The 17,225-nt window shown below is 71.3% G+C and carries 16 protein-coding genes; 9 read left to right on the forward strand and 7 right to left on the reverse strand.

The window, feature by feature from the left end; all coding sequences use genetic code 11:
* Positions 1-200 precede the first annotated feature (200 nt).
* Positions 201-725, forward strand: a complete 525-nt coding sequence (locus tag ACIRB4_RS29905; protein WP_403295545.1) for a hypothetical protein — start codon at positions 201-203, stop codon at positions 723-725.
* Positions 726-736: 11 nt separating this feature from the next.
* On the opposite strand, the gene ACIRB4_RS29910 is transcribed toward ACIRB4_RS29905, so the two are convergent.
* From ACIRB4_RS29910 to ACIRB4_RS29920, 3 genes are read right to left on the reverse strand one after another with little or no spacing between them, the layout of a single operon-like run.
* On the reverse strand, positions 737-1,522 hold the full coding sequence (locus ACIRB4_RS29910) for an SAM-dependent methyltransferase (protein WP_403295546.1): 786 nt from the start codon (positions 1,520-1,522) through the stop codon (positions 737-739).
* Positions 1,519-2,211, reverse strand: a complete 693-nt coding sequence (locus ACIRB4_RS29915) for a glycerophosphodiester phosphodiesterase (protein WP_403295547.1) — start codon at positions 2,209-2,211, stop codon at positions 1,519-1,521. The genes ACIRB4_RS29910 and ACIRB4_RS29915 overlap by 4 nt, the downstream gene beginning before the upstream one ends.
* Positions 2,212-2,230: 19 nt before the next feature.
* Positions 2,231-3,256 carry an adenosine deaminase gene (locus ACIRB4_RS29920; protein WP_403295548.1) on the reverse strand — a complete coding sequence of 342 codons (1,026 nt, stop codon included), beginning with the start codon at positions 3,254-3,256 and terminating at the stop codon, positions 2,231-2,233.
* A 76-nt stretch (positions 3,257-3,332) separates the two neighbouring features.
* Here ACIRB4_RS29920 and ACIRB4_RS29925 point away from each other — a divergent pair, with 76 nt between their 5' ends.
* Entirely contained in the window at positions 3,333-4,013 is a 681-nt protein-coding gene (locus ACIRB4_RS29925; protein WP_403295549.1) for a DUF4190 domain-containing protein, read from the forward strand.
* Between the two features lie 99 nt (positions 4,014-4,112).
* Here the strand turns inward: ACIRB4_RS29925 and ACIRB4_RS29930 are convergent, their stop codons facing one another.
* Positions 4,113-4,655, reverse strand: a complete 543-nt coding sequence (locus ACIRB4_RS29930; RefSeq protein WP_403295550.1) for an NADAR family protein — start codon at positions 4,653-4,655, stop codon at positions 4,113-4,115.
* A gap of 175 nt (positions 4,656-4,830) precedes the next feature.
* On the opposite strand from ACIRB4_RS29930, the gene ACIRB4_RS29935 reads away from it, so the two are divergent.
* The 7 genes from ACIRB4_RS29935 to ACIRB4_RS29965 all read left to right on the forward strand — a co-directional run bounded on the left by ACIRB4_RS29935 (position 4,831) and on the right by ACIRB4_RS29965 (position 12,669).
* Positions 4,831-6,345, forward strand: a complete 1,515-nt coding sequence (locus ACIRB4_RS29935) for a gamma-aminobutyraldehyde dehydrogenase (protein ID WP_403295552.1) — start codon at positions 4,831-4,833, stop codon at positions 6,343-6,345.
* A gap of 73 nt (positions 6,346-6,418) precedes the next feature.
* Positions 6,419-7,666, forward strand: a complete 1,248-nt coding sequence (locus tag ACIRB4_RS29940; protein WP_403295553.1) for a spermidine/putrescine ABC transporter substrate-binding protein — start codon at positions 6,419-6,421, stop codon at positions 7,664-7,666.
* A 40-nt stretch (positions 7,667-7,706) separates the two neighbouring features.
* On the forward strand, positions 7,707-8,858 hold the full coding sequence (locus ACIRB4_RS29945) for an ABC transporter ATP-binding protein (protein ID WP_403295554.1): 1,152 nt from the start codon (positions 7,707-7,709) through the stop codon (positions 8,856-8,858).
* A complete protein-coding gene (locus ACIRB4_RS29950) occupies positions 8,855-9,772 on the forward strand; it encodes an ABC transporter permease (RefSeq protein ID WP_403295556.1) in 918 nt (305 codons plus the stop codon). Before ACIRB4_RS29945 ends, ACIRB4_RS29950 begins: the two co-directional genes overlap by 4 nt.
* The gene (locus ACIRB4_RS29955) at positions 9,772-10,590 is read left to right on the forward strand and encodes an ABC transporter permease (RefSeq protein ID WP_403295558.1); all 819 of its coding nucleotides are present in this window, start codon (positions 9,772-9,774) and stop codon (positions 10,588-10,590) included. Before ACIRB4_RS29950 ends, ACIRB4_RS29955 begins: the two co-directional genes overlap by 1 nt.
* 13 nt (positions 10,591-10,603) lie before the next feature.
* Positions 10,604-12,022 carry an NAD(P)/FAD-dependent oxidoreductase gene (locus tag ACIRB4_RS29960; protein ID WP_403295560.1) on the forward strand — a complete coding sequence of 473 codons (1,419 nt, stop codon included), beginning with the start codon at positions 10,604-10,606 and terminating at the stop codon, positions 12,020-12,022.
* A 176-nt stretch (positions 12,023-12,198) separates the two neighbouring features.
* Positions 12,199-12,669, forward strand: a complete 471-nt coding sequence (locus tag ACIRB4_RS29965) for a hypothetical protein (protein WP_403295562.1) — start codon at positions 12,199-12,201, stop codon at positions 12,667-12,669.
* Between the two features lie 9 nt (positions 12,670-12,678).
* Here ACIRB4_RS29965 and ACIRB4_RS29970 read toward each other — a convergent pair whose 3' ends face one another.
* From ACIRB4_RS29970 to ACIRB4_RS29980, 3 genes are read right to left on the reverse strand one after another with little or no spacing between them, the layout of a single operon-like run.
* Positions 12,679-13,968: an McrC family protein gene (locus tag ACIRB4_RS29970; protein ID WP_403295564.1), complete on the reverse strand. Its 1,290-nt coding sequence runs from the start codon at positions 13,966-13,968 to the stop codon at positions 12,679-12,681.
* The gene (locus ACIRB4_RS29975; protein WP_403295566.1) at positions 13,958-16,420 is read right to left on the reverse strand and encodes an McrB family protein; all 2,463 of its coding nucleotides are present in this window, start codon (positions 16,418-16,420) and stop codon (positions 13,958-13,960) included. The genes ACIRB4_RS29970 and ACIRB4_RS29975 overlap by 11 nt, the downstream gene beginning before the upstream one ends.
* Entirely contained in the window at positions 16,363-17,208 is an 846-nt protein-coding gene (locus ACIRB4_RS29980; RefSeq protein ID WP_403295568.1) for a phosphatase PAP2 family protein, read from the reverse strand. Before ACIRB4_RS29980 ends, ACIRB4_RS29975 begins: the two co-directional genes overlap by 58 nt.
* Positions 17,209-17,225 lie beyond the last annotated feature (17 nt).

Here is a 17,225-nt window from a genome sequence, read left to right on the forward strand (position 1 = left end):
GGGTTCCCCCACCCCCCCCGGGCGCTCCCCCGCCCACCCCCCCCCCCCCCCCCCCCCCGGGGGGGCGCCGGGGGGCCCCCCCCCCGGGGGGGCGGGGGGGGGGGGGGGGGCCCCCCCCCCCCCCCCGTCCGGCTTTTCACGGGCCGCCGAGGCGACCCCCCGCTTTTTGAACACGTTCAGGCGGGGCGTACGCTGCCGTCATGAGCGACACGAACGGGCCGAGAGCCCTTCTCCGGCGCATCCGCGTCTGGCTGGCCGTCTTCATCGTCTGCCTGGTCCTGAGCGGGGCGACCGCCTTCCCGCTCGTCACCGAACTCCGCCTCGCCGACGAGGCGCTGACCTCCTGGGCCGCGCCGGTCGCCGACGCCTTCCCCGGACTCCTGGAGTGGATACAGCGGGTGCGGATGGGCGTGGACACCGCCGACGCCCAGTACCCCTTCCTCCTCTACGGCACCGACTGGCTCGCCTTCGCCCACCTCGTCATCGCCGTCGCCTTCTACGGGCCCTACCGCGACCCGGTCCGCAACATCTGGGTCATCGAGTTCGGCATGATCGCCTGCGTCGGCATCATCCCGCTCGCCCTGATCTGCGGACCGCTCCGGGACATCCCCTTCTGGTGGTCCGTCATCGACATGTCGTTCGGCGTCTTCGGGATCGTCCCGCTGCTCGTCGTACGGCGGATGATCAAGCGCCTGGAGGCACTTCAGGCCGCCGGCGCGCCGTAGGCCATCGGGGGCTACGGCTTGCGTCCCACCGCGCCGAACTGCGCCACCTCGCTCGCCGGGGCGAACCGCCAGCTCGCGCACGACACCACGCCGGGCTCCAGGACGTCGAGACCGTCGAGGAAGGACGTGAACTCGGCGCGGGTGCGGGCGGTGATCGGCGGGGTCGCGTTCTCGTTCCAGAACTCCATCGCCGCCACGTTCCCCTCGCCGCCGAGCTCGGGCTCCAGGGTGGGATGGGTCAGGACGAGATGGCTCCCGGTCGGCATCGCGTCCATCAGTGTGCGCACGATGCTCCGCGCCTCGTCGGTGTCCAGGACGAAGTTGAGGATGCCGAGCATCATCACCGCGACCGGCCGGCCGAGATCCAGCGTCTTCGCCGCCGCTTCAAGGATCCGCTCCGGCTGCCGGGCGTCCGCGTCGACGTACTCGGTGACACCCTCCGGGGAGCTGGTCAGCAGGGCGCGGGCGTGCGTGAGCACGATGGGGTCGTTGTCGACGTACACGATCCGGGCGTCCGGTGCGATGCGCTGGGCGACCTCGTGGGTGTTGTCCGCCGTCGGCAGGCCCGTGCCGATGTCCAGGAACTGGCGCACCCCCCTGTCGGCGGCCAGATGGGTCACGACGCGGCCGAGGAACGCCCGGTCGGCACGGGCCACTTCACCGATGCTGGGATAGAGACCGGTGACCTGGTCGCCGACCGACCGGTCCACCGGGTAGTTGTCCTTGCCGCCCAGCCAGTAGTTCCACACGCGGGCGTTGTGGGCGATGTCCGTACGGATCCTGTCGGTTCCGGTCACCTCGGCGTACCCCTTCGCAGTTCGGCGGCGAGCGCGTCCACGCGGTTGGTGGTGATGGCGTCCACCCCGCACGCGATCAGCTTACGCATGGTGCGCCGGGTGTCCGCCGTCCAGGCCGAGACGAGGTAACCGTCCCGGTGCACCCGGTCCACCAGCTCCCGACTCACCAGTCCGAACCGGTAGTTGAGCCAGCGCGGTTTGACCGCGTCGAGCAGCACGGCACGGGGCGGGGAGAGCGTCGTCCAGGTCAGGGCGATCTCCGCGCCCGGGTCGGCGGCCCTGATCTGGAGCATGGCGACGCCGCCCGCGCAGTAGTACACCCGCTCGGCCGCCCCGCACTCGCGGACCGTGCGGACGATGGTGCGGACCGACGTCTCGTCACCGCCGGGCAGATCGAGCAGCAGCCGGTGCGGTGCGGACGCGATCAGCGCCTCCCGCAGGGTGGGGACGCCGTCGTGGGTGAGCTCGCGGAGCTGCGCGAGGGAGAGCCCCGAGAGGGTGCGGTCGTGGCCCCACAGCCGTTGGAGGGTGTCGTCGTGGAGGAGGACGGGGACGCCGTCGCCGGTGAGCCGTACATCGATCTCGACGGCGTCCGCACCGGCCTCGATCGCGGAGACGATCGAGGGGACGGTGTTCTCGCGGACGCGGTACGGGTCGCCGCGGTGGGCTACGACAGTGACGTGGTCCATGGGCCCATTGTCGCGGCTGTCAGCGCGCCAGCCAGTTGTCGGTGTACGTGTCGATCTCCGCGTTGATCCGGGCCTTGCCGGCCGGGTCGAGGAAGGACGCCTCCACCGCGTTCTTGGCGAGGGCGGCGAGACCGCGCTCGTCGAGGTCCAGGAGACGGGCGGCGACCGCGTACTCGTTGTTCAGATCCGTGCCGAACATCGGCGGGTCGTCGCTGTTGATCGTCACCAGGACACCGGCGTCCACCATCTGCTTGAGGGGGTGCTCGTCGAGGTGCGCGACCGCGCGGGTCGCGATGTTCGAGGTCGGGCAGACCTCCAGGGCGATCCGGTGCTCGGCGAGGTGGGCGAGGAGGGCCGGGTCCTTGACGGCGCTGGTGCCGTGGCCGACGCGCTCGGCGCGCAGGTCGTTCAGGGCGTCCCAGATCGTCTGAGGGCCGGTCGTCTCGCCCGCGTGCGGCACGGAGCGCAGACCGGCCGCGATCGCCCGGTCGAAGTACGGCTTGAACTGGGGGCGCGGCACGCCGATCTCGGGGCCGCCGAGCCCGAAGGAGACCAGGCCCTCGGGGTGCAGGTCCACGGCGAGCCGGGTGGTCTCCTCCGCGGCGTCGAGGCCGGCCTCGCCGGGGATGTCGAAGCACCAGCGCAGCTCGACGTCCAGCTCGCTCGCGGCGGCCTTGCGCGCGTCCTCGATCGCCGCCATGAAGGCGTGCTCCTCGATCCCGCGCCGGGTCGAGCTGAAGGGGGTGATCGTCAGCTCGGCGTACCGGATGTTCTGGCGGGCCATGTCCCTTGCGACCTCGTAGGTCAGCAGCCGGACGTCCTCCGGGGTGCGGATCAGGTCCACGACGGAGAGGTAGACCTCGATGAAGTGGGCGAAGTCGGTGAAGGTGAAGTAGTCGGTGAGCGCCTCCGGGTCGGTGGGGACCTTGGAGTCGGGGTGGCGGGCGGCCAGCTCGGCGACGATACGGGGGGAGGCGGAGCCGACGTGGTGGACGTGCAGCTCGGCCTTGGGGAGTCCCGCGATGAAAGGGTGGAGATCGGTCATCGGATCATCGTAGGCCGGGCCGTTCCGGCCGCGGGGGGAGGTCGTAGCATGGCGGAACCACGATGGGGGAGGGCCCATGTCTGACAACAGCGAACAGCCGCGGGGCGGGTACGACCCGGCGGATCCGTGGGCTCCGCCGAACCGCGACGGGGTGGAACTGAGCAAGCCGGCGACGCCGCCGGCGCAGGACCGTCCGCCGGTGCACGACCAGCCGACGATGACCTCGATGCCGGCGGGGGACACCGGCACGGGCCCGCTGCCGCCGCCTCCGGTCGCACCCGGCGGCCCGGCCGCGGCCCCCGGAGCCTACGGCTACCCGACGGGCGCGACACCGCCGATGGCGCCCTCGGGCACGGCCGGGTACGGCTACCCCGGCTACCCGGCGTACGGCGCCCCCGGTTACGGAGCCGGCGGCTACGGCCAGCCCGGCTGGCAGCAGCCCCCGTCCAACGGCATGGGTACGGCGGCGATGGTGCTCGGCATCGTCGCGGTGTTCGGCTTCTGCCTGTACGGGTTCGGCATCGTCCTTGGCATCCTCGCGCTGATCTTCGGGATCATCGGCGTCAAGAAGGCGGGCCGGGGCGAGGCGACGAACCGGGGCATGGCGATAGCCGGCATCGTGCTGGGCGCGATCGGCATCGCGGTCGGCGCGGTCTTCCTGGGCTTCATCGTCTGGGCGATCCAGCAGGACCCGTCGACCTTCGAGGACAGTCCGGAGGACCCCTTCGCGACGACCCTGGTGGTCGACGCGCGGTAGGCGTGCCCGGCGGAGCAACGCCGTGAAAGGAGGGGCGGGCGGTCCGGAAGACCCCCGCCCCCGCTTTCTGCCCCTGCCTTCCGGCCCCCGCCCCCGTGCTCAGCGCAGGCGTTCCCGCGCCTCCATCAGGGCGAAGCCCAGGAGGTTGAGCCCGCGCCAGCGGGAGGGGTCCTTCGCGCGGGGGTCGTCGGCGGAGAGGCCGATGCCCCATATGCGGTCCAGGGGACTCGCCTCCACCAGGATTCGGCCGCCAGTGCCCACCAGGAACCCCCGCAGCCCCTCGTCCGAGGCGAACTTGTGGACGCTTCCCTCGACGACGATCCCGAAGCGCTCCCGCTCCCACACCGCCTCGTCGAACCCGCGCACCAGGCGCCCCGCCTTCTTCGCCGCCGCGGGCGAGCGCGCGGCCAGGGCCGCCCGCTCGGCCTCCTCGTCGCCGAAGAGCCGCGCCTTCGCGGCCATCATCCAGTGCTCCGCCGTCGCGTACCGCACCCCGTCCACCTCGAACGGGGACGGCCACCACTGGCTCAGACAGCTCGCCGAGAGCTGCCCGTCCGGCCTCGGGCGGTGCTCCCAGAAGTACAGCCACTTGACCTTCTCACCCCTGCTGACCTGCTGCGTCAGCTCCTCGATCTTCCCCATGCACGCGAGTCTGGCAGTCACCACGGACACTCCGTACCGGTATTTCACGGCACCCTCGACACTTGGTCGACCGATTCCGTCGCGTAACCAAAAGGCAACAACGGAATCCCTTGTTGAGAGAGAAGCGCTCTGTCAGGATCGGCACTCAATTCGAGCTGGGACAACGGAGAGCGTCATGGGCAACCGCTTCCAGGTGACGGACCGCTTCGCGGACGGCGCGCAGTACATCGGCGGGCGGCTGAGGCCCGGAACGTCGGGTGAGGAACACAGCGTCGTCGATCCGGCCACCGGCGAGAGCGTCTACACCTACGCGCTCGCCTCCACCGACGACGTCGACGCCGCCGTCGCGGCCGCCGCCGACGCCTTCCCCGCGTGGGCCGCCGCCACCCCCGGCGAGCGCTCCGACGCCCTGCACCGCTTCGCCGGCGTCCTCGCCGAGCAGGCCGAGGAGTTCGCCTACGCCGAATCCCTCCAGTGCGGCAAACCCATCAAGCTCTCCACGGAGTTCGACGTCCCCGGCACCGTCGACAACACCGCCTTCTTCGCGGGCGCGGCCCGCCACCTCCAGGGCCAGTCCGCCGGTGAGTACAGCGGCGACCACACCTCGTACGTACGGCGCGAGCCCATCGGCGTCGTCGGCTCCATCGCCCCCTGGAACTACCCCCTCCAGATGGCCGCGTGGAAGATCCTCCCGGCGATCGCCGCCGGCAACACGATCGTCCTGAAGCCGGCCGAGATCACCCCGCTCACCTCCCTGATGTTCGCCCAGGCGGCCACCGCGGCAGGCATCCCCGACGGGGTCGTCAACATCGTCACCGGCGCGGGCCGGACCGCCGGCGAGCACCTCGTCGGCCACCCCGACGTGGCCATGACCTCCTTCACCGGCTCCACCCCGGTCGGCAAGCGGGTCGCCGAGATCGCCACCTCCACCGTGAAGCGGCTGCACCTCGAACTCGGCGGCAAGGCCCCCTTCGTCGTCTTCGACGACGCCGACCTGGAGGCCGCCGCGCACGGCGCCGTCGCCGCCTCGCTCATCAACAGCGGCCAGGACTGCACCGCCGCCACGCGTGCGTACGTCCAGCGGCCGCTCTTCGACGCCTTCGTGGCCCGGGTCGCCGAGCTGATGGAGACCGTCCGCCTCGGCGACCCCTTCTCCCCCTCCACCGACCTCGGCCCGCTGATCAGCCACGCCCAGCGCGACCGCGTCGCCGCCTTCGTCGAACGCGCCCGCGGCTACGCCACCGTCGTCACCGGCGGCGAAGCCCCGGGAGGTGACCTGAAGCACGGTGCGTACTATCGTCCGACCCTGATCACCGGCGCCGCGCAGGACAGCGAGGTCGTGCAGTCGGAGATCTTCGGACCGGTCCTGGTGGCCCTGCCGTTCGACGGCGACGACGACGGCATCCGGCTCGCCAACGACACCCCGTACGGCCTCGCGGCCTCCGCCTGGACCCGCGACGTGTTCCGGGCGGGCCGGGCGACCCGCGAGATCAAGGCCGGGTGCGTCTGGGTCAACGACCACATCCCGATCATCAGCGAGATGCCGCACGGCGGCTACAAGGCCTCCGGATTCGGAAAGGACATGTCGGCCTACTCCTTCGAGGAGTACACGCAGGTCAAGCACGTGATGTACGACAACACGGCGGTCGCCGCGAAGGACTGGCACCGCACGATCTTCGGGGACCGATAACCATCGACATGCGGCCACGGCCGCGTGGCCAGCCGCCCGACCAGCGGCTCAACCTCCCGAAAGGGCACAGCGCATGGAGCAGTACGAGCCCGACAGCCTGTCCGCCGCGCAGCTCGCGGCGGTGCGGCGCAGCCTGACGAGTGGCCGGGGCGCCCTCACCCGCCGTTCGATGCTGCGCGCCGGCGGTGTCGGAGCGCTCACGGTCGGCGGCCTCGCGTCCCTGAGCGCCTGCGGCATCCCACCGGCCAGGCGTGAGGGCCAGGGGCCCGCCTCCACCGACTACTCGGCCAAGGAGAAGCAGCTCAGCTTCTCCAACTGGACGCAGTACATCGACATCAGCGAGGACGAGAAGTCCCGCCCCACCCTGGAGGCGTTCACCAAGCGCACCGGGATCAAGGTCAAGTACACCGAGGACATCAACGACAACGTCGAGTTCTTCGGGAAGATCCAGCCCCAGCTCGCCGCCGGCCAGGACACCGGCCGCGACCTGATCTGCGTCACCGACTGGCTCGCCGCCCGCATCATCCGCCTCGGCTGGGCGCAGAAGCTCGACCCGGCCAACCTGCCGAACGCCTACGCCAACCTGGCCCCGCAGTTCCGCCGCCCCGACTGGGACCCCGGCCGCTCCTACTCGTACCCGTGGACCGGCATCTCGACCGTCATCGCGTACAACGTCAAGGCCACCGGTGGCCGCAAGGTCGACTCCGTCACCCAGCTGCTCGACGACCCCGCCCTCAAGGGCAAGGTCGCCTTCCTCTCCGAGATGCGCGACACGATCGGCATGACCCTGCTCGACATGGGCAAGGACCCGGGCACCGTCACCGACGCCGACTTCGACGCCGCCCTCGGCCGGGTGCAGAAGGGCGTCGACACCAAGCAGATCCGGCGCTTCACCGGCAATGACTACACCTCGGACCTCAGCAAGGGCGACATCGCGGCCTGCCTCGCCTGGGCCGGAGACCTCATCCAGCTCCAGGTCGACAACCCCGACATCAGGTTCGCGATCCCGGCCGCCGGTTACATGACGTCCACCGACAACCTCCTCGTCCCCGCGAACGCGCGGCACAGGACGAACGCCGAGAAGCTCATCGACTACTACTACGAGCTTCCGGTCGCCGCCCAGCTCGCCGCGTACATCAACTACGTGTGTCCGGTCGACGGGGTGAAGGAAGAGCTCGCCAAGATCGACCCGGAGCTGGCGAACAACACGCTGATCCTCCCGGACAAGGCCATGGCCCGGAAGTCGCACGCCTTCCGCTCGCTGACCGGCGAGGAAGAGACGGCGTACGAGGAGAAGTTCGCCAAGCTCATCGGTGCCTGAGCAGCCGTCGACCACCCCTTACGAACCGGGATCGCAACCCATGACTGACACGAACACCGGCGGCGACGTCCGTCTGACCGGCATCAGCAAGACGTACGGCTCCTTCACCGCCGTCCACCCGCTCGACCTGACCGTCCCGCAGGGCTCGTTCTTCGCCCTCCTGGGCGCCTCCGGCTGCGGAAAGACCACCACCCTGCGCATGATCGCCGGCCTGGAGGAGCCCACCACCGGCACCGTCTTCCTCGGCGACAAGGACGTCACCGACCTCCCGCCGTACAAGCGGCCGGTCAACACCGTCTTCCAGTCCTACGCGCTCTTCCCGCATCTGGACATCTACGAGAACATCGCCTTCGGACTGCGCCGGCGCGGCGTCACGTCCGTGAAGAAGCAGGTCGGCGACATGCTCGACCTCGTCCAGCTCGGCGACAAGGCCAAGCACAAGCCGCACCAGCTCTCCGGCGGCCAGCAGCAGCGCGTCGCCGTCGCCCGCGCGCTCATCAACCACCCGCGGGTCCTCCTCCTCGACGAGCCGCTCGGCGCCCTCGACCTCAAGCTGCGCCGCCAGATGCAGCTGGAGCTCAAGCGGATCCAGACCGAGGTCGGCATCACCTTCGTCCACGTCACCCACGACCAGGAGGAGGCCATGACCATGGCCGACCAGGTCGCGGTGATGAACGGCGGCCGTGTCGAGCAGCTCGGCGCGCCCGCCGACCTCTACGAGAACCCCCGGACCACGTTCGTCGCCAACTTCCTCGGCACCTCCAACCTCATCGAGGCGGACGTCGTCGAGACCGGCGGCACGGAGCTGGTCGTGGCGGCCGGCGGTGGCAAGCTCAAGCTGCCCGCCGACCGCTGCTCCGCGACCGTACGCACCGGCGGCAGCGTCCTCGTCGGTGTCCGGCCCGAGAAGATCTCCCTCGCGCACGCCGACGACGCGGGGAAGATCGCCGAGGGCCGCAACCGGGTCACCGGCCGGATCGTCGACTCCTCCTTCATCGGCGTCTCCACGCAGTACGTGGTGAACTCGCCGGCGGGCGCGGAGCTGCAGGTCTACGAGCAGAACATCGAGCGCGACACGCGCCTGGCGCCCGGCGCCGAGGTCGTCCTGCACTGGAACCCGGCCCACACCTTCGGTCTGGACGCCGCCCAGGCCATCGACGCGGGCGTGGAGACGGTGGAGGACGCCTCGTGACGACCACGGAAGCACCACCCGTGGCGGACCTCCCGGTCCGCAAGGGGTCCACCCGCAAGCGGCTCCTGCCGTACTGGCTGCTCCTGCCCGGCATCGTCTGGCTGCTCGTCTTCTTCGCGCTGCCGATGGTCTACCAGGCCTCGACCTCCGTGCAGACCGGCTCCCTGGAGCAGGGCTTCCAGGTCACCTGGCACTTCCAGACCTACTGGGACGCCTTCCAGGAGTACTGGCCGCAGTTCGTCCGCTCGCTGCTGTACGCCGGCACCGCCACGCTGCTGTGTCTGCTGCTCGGCTACCCGCTGGCGTATCTGATCGCCTTCAAGGCCGGCCGCTGGCGCAATCTGCTCCTCGTCCTGGTCATCGCGCCCTTCTTCACCAGCTTCCTCATCCGGACCCTGGCCTGGAAGACGATCCTCGCCGACGGCGGACCGGTCGTCGACGTCCTCAACACCCTGCACATCCTGGACGTGACCAGCTGGCTCGGCTGGACCGAGGGCGACCGGGTCCTCGCCACCCCGATGGCGGTGGTGTGCGGACTGACGTACAACTTCCTGCCGTTCATGATCCTTCCGCTGTACACCTCCCTGGAGCGGATCGACGGCCGGCTGCACGAGGCGGCCAGGGACCTGTACGCGTCCCCGGCCACGACCTTCCGGAAGGTGACGTTCCCGCTCTCCATGCCGGGCGTCGTCTCCGGCACGCTGCTCACCTTCATCCCGGCGAGCGGCGACTACGTCAACGCCGAACTGCTCGGCTCGACCGACACCAAGATGGTCGGCAACGTCATCCAGTCGCAGTTCCTCCGGGTGCTCGACTACCCGACCGCGGCCGCGCTTTCCTTCATCCTCATGGCGATCGTGCTGATCATGGTCACCGTCTACATCCGCCGTGCCGGAACGGAGGACCTGGTCTGATGCGCTGGATACGACGCAACCTCGTCGCCATCGCGGGCCTGCTGACGCTCGCGTACATGATCGTGCCGAACATCGTCGTCATGGTGTTCTCGTTCAACAAGCCGAACGGGCGCTTCAACTACGCCTGGCAGCGGTTCTCCCTGGACGCCTGGAAGGACCCCTGCGGCGTCGCCGACCTGTGCGGCTCGCTGACCCTCTCGCTCCAGATCGCGGCCTGGGCCACCCTCGGCGCCACGATCCTGGGTGCGATGATCGCCTTCGCGCTGGTCCGCTACCGCTTCCGGGCGCGCGGCGCGATCAACTCGCTGATCTTCCTGCCGATGGCGATGCCCGAGGTCGTCATGGCCGCCTCGCTGCTCACCCTCTTCCTCAACATGGGCGCCGAGCTGGGCTTCTGGACGGTCCTGATCGCCCACATCATGTTCTGCCTGTCCTTCGTCGTCACCGCCGTCAAGGCGCGCGTGATGTCGATGGACCCGCGCCTGGAGGAGGCCGCGCGCGACCTCTACGCCGGCCCCGTCCAGACCTTCGTCCGGGTCACCCTGCCGATCGCCGCCCCCGGCATCGCCGCCGGAGCGCTGCTCGCCTTCGCGCTCTCGTTCGACGACTTCATCATCACCAACTTCAACGCGGGCTCGACCGTCACCTTCCCCACGTTCGTCTGGGGCTCGGCCCAGCGCGGCACGCCCGTGCAGATCAACGTCATCGGCACGGCGATGTTCGTCATCGCGGTCCTGGTGGTCCTCGGCGGCCAGATCGCCGCCAACCGTCGCAAGAAAGCACAGCTCAGGCAGTCCCGTAATCCTGTGGTTCCGTAAGGAGTTGGAAGCCATGGCCCCAGTCGCCATGCGTACCGCTGCTCGATCTCTCTCCGACGCCCGGCCCGTCTCCTTCTGGCTGGACGACCCCGGCAAGCCCGCCGCCCTGCCCGCCCTCACCACCACCGAGACGTGCGACCTTCTCGTGGTGGGAGGCGGCTACAGCGGACTGTGGACCGCGCTCCTCGCCAAGGAGCGGGAGCCGGACCGGGATGTCGTACTCATCGAAGGCCGCGAGGTGGGCTGGGCCGCCTCGGGCCGCAACGGCGGCTTCTGCGCCGCCTCCCTCACCCACGGACTCGGCAACGGGCTCGCCCGCTGGCCCGAGGAGCTGGGCACGCTGGAGCGGCTCGGCGAGCGCAACCTCGACGCCATCGAGGAGGCGGTCGCCCGCTACTCCCTCGACTGCGACTTCGAGCGCAGCGGCGAGATCGACGTGGCCACCGAGCCGCACCAGCTCGACGAACTCGCCGCGATGTACGAGGAGGCCCGCCGGCTCGGTCTCGCCGACGGCCTGGAGCTCCTCGACCGGGACGCCGTCCGCGCGGAGGTCGACTCACCGACCTTCCTCGGCGGCCTCTGGGACCGCCGGGGAGTCGCCATGCTCCACCCCGCCAAGCTGGCCTGGGGACTGAAGCGGGCCTGCCGGGACCTCGGCGTACGGATCTACGAGAACACCCCCGGTCTCGAACTGGTCCCCGTCGGCTCGGGGATGGGGGTGCGCACCCCGTACGGCAGGGTCGTCGCCCGCCGGGTCGCGCTCGGCACCAACGTCTTCCCGTCGCTGGTCAAGCGCGTGCGGCCCTACACCGTCCCGGTCTACGACTACGCCCTGACGACCGAGCCGCTCACCCCCGAGCAGCTCGCCTCCGTCGGCTGGAAGAACCGCCAGGGTCTCGGCGACAGCGCCAACCGGTTCCACTACTTCCGGATCACCGCCGACCACCGGATCCTGTGGGGCGGCTTCGACGCGATCTACCCCTTCGGGGGCCGCGTCAGCGCCGAGCTCGACCACCGGCCGGAGACGTACCTCACCCTCGCCGAGCACTTCTTCCGCTGCTTCCCGCAGCTGGAAGGAGTCCGCTTCAGCCACGCCTGGGGCGGCGCGATCGACACCTGCTCCCGCTTCTCCGCCTTCTTCGGCACGGCCCACCAGGGGAAGGTCGTATACGCGGCCGGCTACACCGGCCTCGGCGTCGGCGCCACCCGCTTCGGCGGCGACGTGATGCTCGACCTGCTCGCGGGGGAGCGCACGGAACGCACCGAGCTGAAGATGGTCCGCTCCAAGCCGCTGCCCTTCCCGCCCGAGCCGATCGCCTGGGCCGGCATCGGCATCACCAAGTGGTCGCTGGCCCGCGCCGACGAGAACGGCGGCCGGCGCAATCTCTGGCTGAAGGCGATGGACCGCCTGGGTCTCGGCTTCGACAGCTGACCCCACCGCGTGGTGTGCGCCGGGGGCACGCCCCCGGCGCACACCTTCATGATCATGAGTGACCCCGGTTCACCACCATCGGGTGACCGAACCCGCGTAATGATCGTCGCCAACCCCGCTCTCTGGGTGTGGACAGCGCGTCCGCGTGTCCGCACACGGAATGGAGGCCGTTGGCGATGAGTGGTTCCGGGGCCAGGCCCGCAGTGGAATGGCTGGTATCGGTGGCGCCGGATCCCGACGCCTGCCGGTGGGAATGGGAGCGCAACCCCCTCGGGGTCGCCCTGCTGCCCGCGGGCAGGCGCTGGGACGTCCTGATCCTGCCGGGCGAGCTCGGCCGCCCCACGCTCGACGTGCTGTGCCGGCTCGTGGACCGGCCGGGCCCGGTCCTCACCGACTTCGGCGACGCACGGACGGGCTTCTTCGTGCCCCCGGGGACGGCCGCCGGCTGGCTCGGCACGGGCGTGCGCGGCGCGGGCCCCGGCACCTGGGTCGCCGTGCCGTATCCGGGACGGGCGGCCGGGGGAGTGCGCTGGCTGGTGCCGCCGGACGGCAGCGGGCACCTCAACGACGCCTGCCTGCTGGAACTGGCGATGCACGAAGCGGTGGGCCGACGGGCGAGGAAGGAAGGGGAGACCGGCGGCGGGTGACCCCGGAGGTCACTCCAGCACCTCGTCGAACAGCCGGGCCGGGGCCCTCCACGGCTCCGGCCCCGCCAGGCCGGCCAGCACCGAGCGCAGATCCACCGGGACCGACCGGACCCGCGCCGCGACCGGCCCGTCCAGGCGCTGTACGGCGACCCGGTCACGCCCCGCGCCGGCGCCGCCCGGATACAGCAGCACGCAGACCGGCGGCTCCCCACCGGGCAGCCGTCCCAGGGCCTGCGCGTACACGAACGCCTGGTACAGATCCTCCGGCGCCAGCTTCCTCTCCCCGTACAGCTTGTACTTGACGTCCACGGGCAGCCCGAACGGCTCGCCCGCCCGCTCCCCGGACACCAGCAGATCGGGCCGCACCTCGCCGTAGCTCCTCGCGGCCCGCTCGTCGTACAGCACCTCCCGCCTCCGGGGCTGCGCGGTCACCCGCAGCCCCGAACCCGCCGCGCCCCACTCCAGGAGCCGGGTCACGAACGCCTCGAACAACTGGTTCATGTCCACCAGGAAGGTCCGCGTGGAGAGTGGACCGGACGCGAAGAGGCCCTCCACGCCGCCCCCGCGCAGCAGCAGCCCGGACCAGCGGTGCGCGGGCCGGTAGTGCTCGTTGTGCCGGTGGTACTCCAGAGCGGACAGAGCCGCCCGCACGTCCCCGGGCGAGGTCGGCGCGTGCCGCGCGAACTCGGTCGCGGCCCGCCGGGCACGGGCCCGTACGGGCGCGGCGCGAGCCGTCCGCGCGGCCACGGCGAGCGCGGCGGCGCACAGCCGGTTGTCGGCGATGTCCGCGTCGTGCTCCCGGAAGCGGCAGGCCAGCCGGTCCAGCCGGCCGTGGTGGCGCAGCAGCTGGCGGTCGGGCAGGAGCCTGCCGCGCACCACGCGCAGATCGTCCTCGACGGTCACATAGTCCCGCCGGACCCCGTGCCGCAGAAGCCGCTCACCGTGCTCGACGACCATGAGGCACACCAGATCGCGCAGGTTCGGCGCGCCTTCCCGGAACGCCCCGGGCGTGGGCAGCGGGTCGGGGACCCGGCTCCAGGCGTGGTCGAGCATCCGCAGGACGTCGAGATCCGTTCCGAGGTACTTCGGCCGGACGCGGATCTCGCAGCCGTCCAGCCGGACCACGCCCACGTACGAGGAGGCCGTCACCTCCAGCAGGTCGCCCGCGAGCCGGCGGATCCGCAGCCGGGAGTCGAGAGCGCCGCCGGCCAGGAGCCGCCGGTCGGCGTCCGTGAGACGGACGCCCTCGAAGACCTCGGAGCCGTACTCGGTCAGCTCGCAGACCCGCTCACCGGCCACCGGCGCCGACCTGCAGTTCGTCGTAGAGCAGGGAGAGGAGCTTCTCGTCGCCCACGTCCCTCAGGGTGTGGGCGACCGGGTCGACGAGTTCCTCGCCCAGGAACGCGGCCAGCAGGGTGTAGTCGTCGTAGGCGTACTCCTGGAGCAGCGGCAGGATCTCGCCCCTGATCACCGCCGCGAACTCGGCCGGGGTGGACACGGCCTCGCCGTCCGGCAGGAGGAAGGCGTGCCCTATCTGCTTCTCGCGGTCCAGATGGGTCCTGATGCGCCGGTTGAGCTCGTCGAGGAAGTCGGCGAGGTGCAGCTCCCCGACCTGGCGGCCCATCAGCGGGCCCGAGTCCGGGAGGAGTTCGAGGAAGGTGAACCGGCGGCGGATGGCGGAGTCCAGCATCCGGATGGAACGGTCGGCGGTGTTCATCGTGCCGAGCAGCCGGACGTTCGGAGGGACGCGGAACGTCTCGCCGGTCAGCGGCAGCGTGACGGGCAGGCCGCGCTTGTCCTTCTCCAGGACCGTGACCAACTCGCCCAGGATGCGCGGGAGATCACCACGGTTGAGTTCGTCGACGATCATCAGGTACAGCTGCCCCGGGTCGGCCTCGGCGTTCGCGCAGACCCGCTTGAAGACACCGGGCACCGGTTCCAGGCTGAACCCCGAGTCCCCCTTGACGGGGCGCAGGCCCTCGACGAAGTCCTCGTAGCCGTAACTCGGATGGAAGGTGACCGTCGTCAGCCGGCCCGACCGGGTGAGCGCCTCCAGGGTCGCGGCGAACTCCTTGCTGCCGGGCTCCGCGAGCGGATCGACCGCCGAGAGGTCCTCGGAGAGCTCGCCCAGCCGGCGCACGGCGTACCGCAGCGCGTGGTACGTCTTCCCGGTGCCGGGCGGGCCGAAGAGCACCGCCTGGCCGCGCCGCTCCAGGGCGTCGTCGATGCGCTGGAGGCCGTCGTCGAGCGGCGGGATCTCCTCGTCCGCCGCGTCCCGTGCGATCTCGTCGGCCATGCCGGAGAGATGAGCCGGCAGCCGTGCGTCGGCCAGCGCCTGGATCCGCTTCCAGAGCCCCGACGGCACCTCGGAGACGGTCCTGACCCCCCAGTCGGCCACCGGCTGGGCCAGCGTGCCCGCGCAGCTCTCGTCCCACTCGACCGCGACCGTGTGCGGGGTCTCGCCGAACTCGGGCCGCCAGGCGTAGCCGCCGCCGACGACCTTGCCGACCGCGAGGACCTCGCTCCTTCCCTGGGCCGCCACCACGCGGTCACCCAGGCGCAGGTCGAGCAGCTGCCAGAGTTCGGCGGCCTGGGCGGCGAGCCGGTGCGGGGGCGTGCCGTCGAGCGCGTAGGCCTCCGCGTACGCGGCCTGGAACTCGTCCAGGTCGGCATACCGGTGCAGATCGCCGACCCGGTCGCCGTGGACGGCGATCAGGCCCACGTCGAGGAAGGCGGGCCAGTGTTCGGCGAGGGAGCCCGTCCCGATCTTGACCACCCGCGCCGCGGACCGGCGCACGGGCGCCCACCAGTCGAGGAAGTACCAGACGAGCTGGGGCGGCCAGCCCTCGAACCGAGGGTCCTGGTCCACCAGGGACTTGAGCAGCTCCTTGCGGGCGAAGGGCTGGAGCCTGGCCGCGGACCCCGGCGCGAGACGGTCCAGACAGTGCTGGGTGAAACTGTCGGCGTAGACCGGCAGCGTCGCCTCGGGCGCGTAGATCCGCAGCGTCTTGGCGATCACCGTGATGCCGGAGCGGACGGCGGGCAGGTCGTCGATGTCCCGGACGCGGCCCTGGCGCGCGGCCTCGACGGCGGCGACGATCCCGGCGCGGACCTCCTCCCACGCCTCGGTGACGTCTGCGTACCGCTTGTCGTACCACCAGGCGCCGTTGTTCTGGCGGTAGACCAGGTGCTTCTTGGCCGTACCGCCCGTGATGCTGCCGAGCGCCTTGCTGCCGAACTCCAGCGCGTGGCTGTAGACCTGACCGGGGGCGTCGGGCTGGCCCAGGGCGTAGCGGTCGAGGGACAGCTTCGGCCAGTCCTCCCAGGGGAACGCGGCCCGGATCGCCTCGGCGTCGCGGTCGGCGGCCTCGACGGCGGCCTGGTGGCGGTCACGGTCGAACACACGCAGCGCGTCGTCGATGGGCCAGTACGGCAGGGTCTCCGCGTGGCTCTCCGCGACAGGGCGCAGAGCGCACGAGCAGACCCCCGTGACCAGCCGGTTCTGTCCGTTGCGCAGATCGATGGAGTGCGCGTACGCGGCCGGGTCCGCGGCGTCGAGCAGCCGCCGCCACAGCAGACCGTCCCGGTCGGGGTGGCGCGGCAGCGTCCCCGAGTCGGTCAGATGCGTACAGGACGGATCGTGGTGGATCTTGCTGCCGTGCCCGGGCAGGATCACCTCGCCGCCCGACGGATTCAGTTCGTACGGCCGTCCCCCGACCGTGACGGCGCAGCGCCCCCGCTCGTCCCCCATGTCCCCTCCCTCTGCCGGCCCTCCGGCGAGCGTCGACCGTATCGCGTGGCGATGACAGGCCACCGGAGAACGGGCAGACACAGGGCGACCGAGGCCACCACGTCCAGGGGCCAGTGGTAGCCGCGCAGGACCAGTCCGGCGCCCGTCGCCGCCGTCAGCGCGGCCGCGACGGGGATCAGGCGGTTCGAGACGAGGAACGCCGCGCCGACGTACGCCACCATCGCCGTCGCCGTGTGGCCCGACGGGTAGTAGCCCGCAGCCCACGGTTCCAGGGGGCCCGGGCGGGCCGTCCACTCCTTGAGCGGGATGACCAGGAGCGGGACGAGGGCCATCGCCGCGCCCGCGTACAGGGCCGCCGCGCGCCGGCCGCGCCAGGCCGCGTACGCCATCGCGCAGCCGAGGACGGGGAGGGCGACCGTCATGTTGCCCAGGTCCGCGCCGAGTTCCGAGAGCCCGTGCGGAACGGTGCCGACGACGGAGCGGGAGACGCGTTCGTCCCACCGGACCAGCGGTCCTTCGACGAGGACCTGCCAGGTGAGGAGGGCGAGGAGGAGGACCGCCGAGAAGACAGCCGGCCTCCCCGGAACAGGGGGGGTGGTTCCGGGGAGGCCGCCTTGACCGGGCTGCCGCGCGCCCCGGGGGGTGTGGGGCGGGCGGCCATCCGATCGGTGAGGAGTTCCGGAGCCGAAGGCTCCAGCGGTGTGCGCGAGGGCACGGTCAAGGCGGGGCTGGGGAGGCTCCGCCCTGTTGTCGCCCGCAGTGCCCTGCGAGCGGGGTGTTTCTCTCATCTGCGGAAACCGTACGG

Origin of the sequence: Streptomyces sp. NPDC093600 (assembly GCF_044764755.1) — a bacterium.
Lineage (GTDB): Bacteria > Actinomycetota > Actinomycetes > Streptomycetales > Streptomycetaceae > Streptomyces.

Excerpts from the sequence above, each read along its gene's own strand:
- ACIRB4_RS29935 (WP_403295552.1), top strand. The coding sequence starts at position 4,831 with ATGGGCAACCGCTTCCAGGTGACGGACCGCTTCGCGGACGGCGCGCAG.
- ACIRB4_RS29960 (WP_403295560.1), top strand. The coding sequence starts at position 10,604 with ATGGCCCCAGTCGCCATGCGTACCGCTGCTCGATCTCTCTCCGACGCC.
- ACIRB4_RS29980 (WP_403295568.1), bottom strand. The coding sequence starts at position 17,208 with ATGAGAGAAACACCCCGCTCGCAGGGCACTGCGGGCGACAACAGGGCG.
- ACIRB4_RS29955 (WP_403295558.1), top strand. The coding sequence starts at position 9,772 with ATGCGCTGGATACGACGCAACCTCGTCGCCATCGCGGGCCTGCTGACG.
- ACIRB4_RS29925 (WP_403295549.1), top strand. The coding sequence starts at position 3,333 with ATGTCTGACAACAGCGAACAGCCGCGGGGCGGGTACGACCCGGCGGAT.
- ACIRB4_RS29975 (WP_403295566.1), bottom strand. The coding sequence starts at position 16,420 with ATGGGGGACGAGCGGGGGCGCTGCGCCGTCACGGTCGGGGGACGGCCG.
- ACIRB4_RS29940 (WP_403295553.1), top strand. The coding sequence starts at position 6,419 with ATGGAGCAGTACGAGCCCGACAGCCTGTCCGCCGCGCAGCTCGCGGCG.
- ACIRB4_RS29920 (WP_403295548.1), bottom strand. The coding sequence starts at position 3,256 with ATGACCGATCTCCACCCTTTCATCGCGGGACTCCCCAAGGCCGAGCTG.
- ACIRB4_RS29930 (WP_403295550.1), bottom strand. The coding sequence starts at position 4,655 with ATGGGGAAGATCGAGGAGCTGACGCAGCAGGTCAGCAGGGGTGAGAAG.
- ACIRB4_RS29915 (WP_403295547.1), bottom strand. The coding sequence starts at position 2,211 with ATGGACCACGTCACTGTCGTAGCCCACCGCGGCGACCCGTACCGCGTC.
- ACIRB4_RS29905 (WP_403295545.1), top strand. The coding sequence starts at position 201 with ATGAGCGACACGAACGGGCCGAGAGCCCTTCTCCGGCGCATCCGCGTC.
- ACIRB4_RS29945 (WP_403295554.1), top strand. The coding sequence starts at position 7,707 with ATGACTGACACGAACACCGGCGGCGACGTCCGTCTGACCGGCATCAGC.
- ACIRB4_RS29965 (WP_403295562.1), top strand. The coding sequence starts at position 12,199 with ATGAGTGGTTCCGGGGCCAGGCCCGCAGTGGAATGGCTGGTATCGGTG.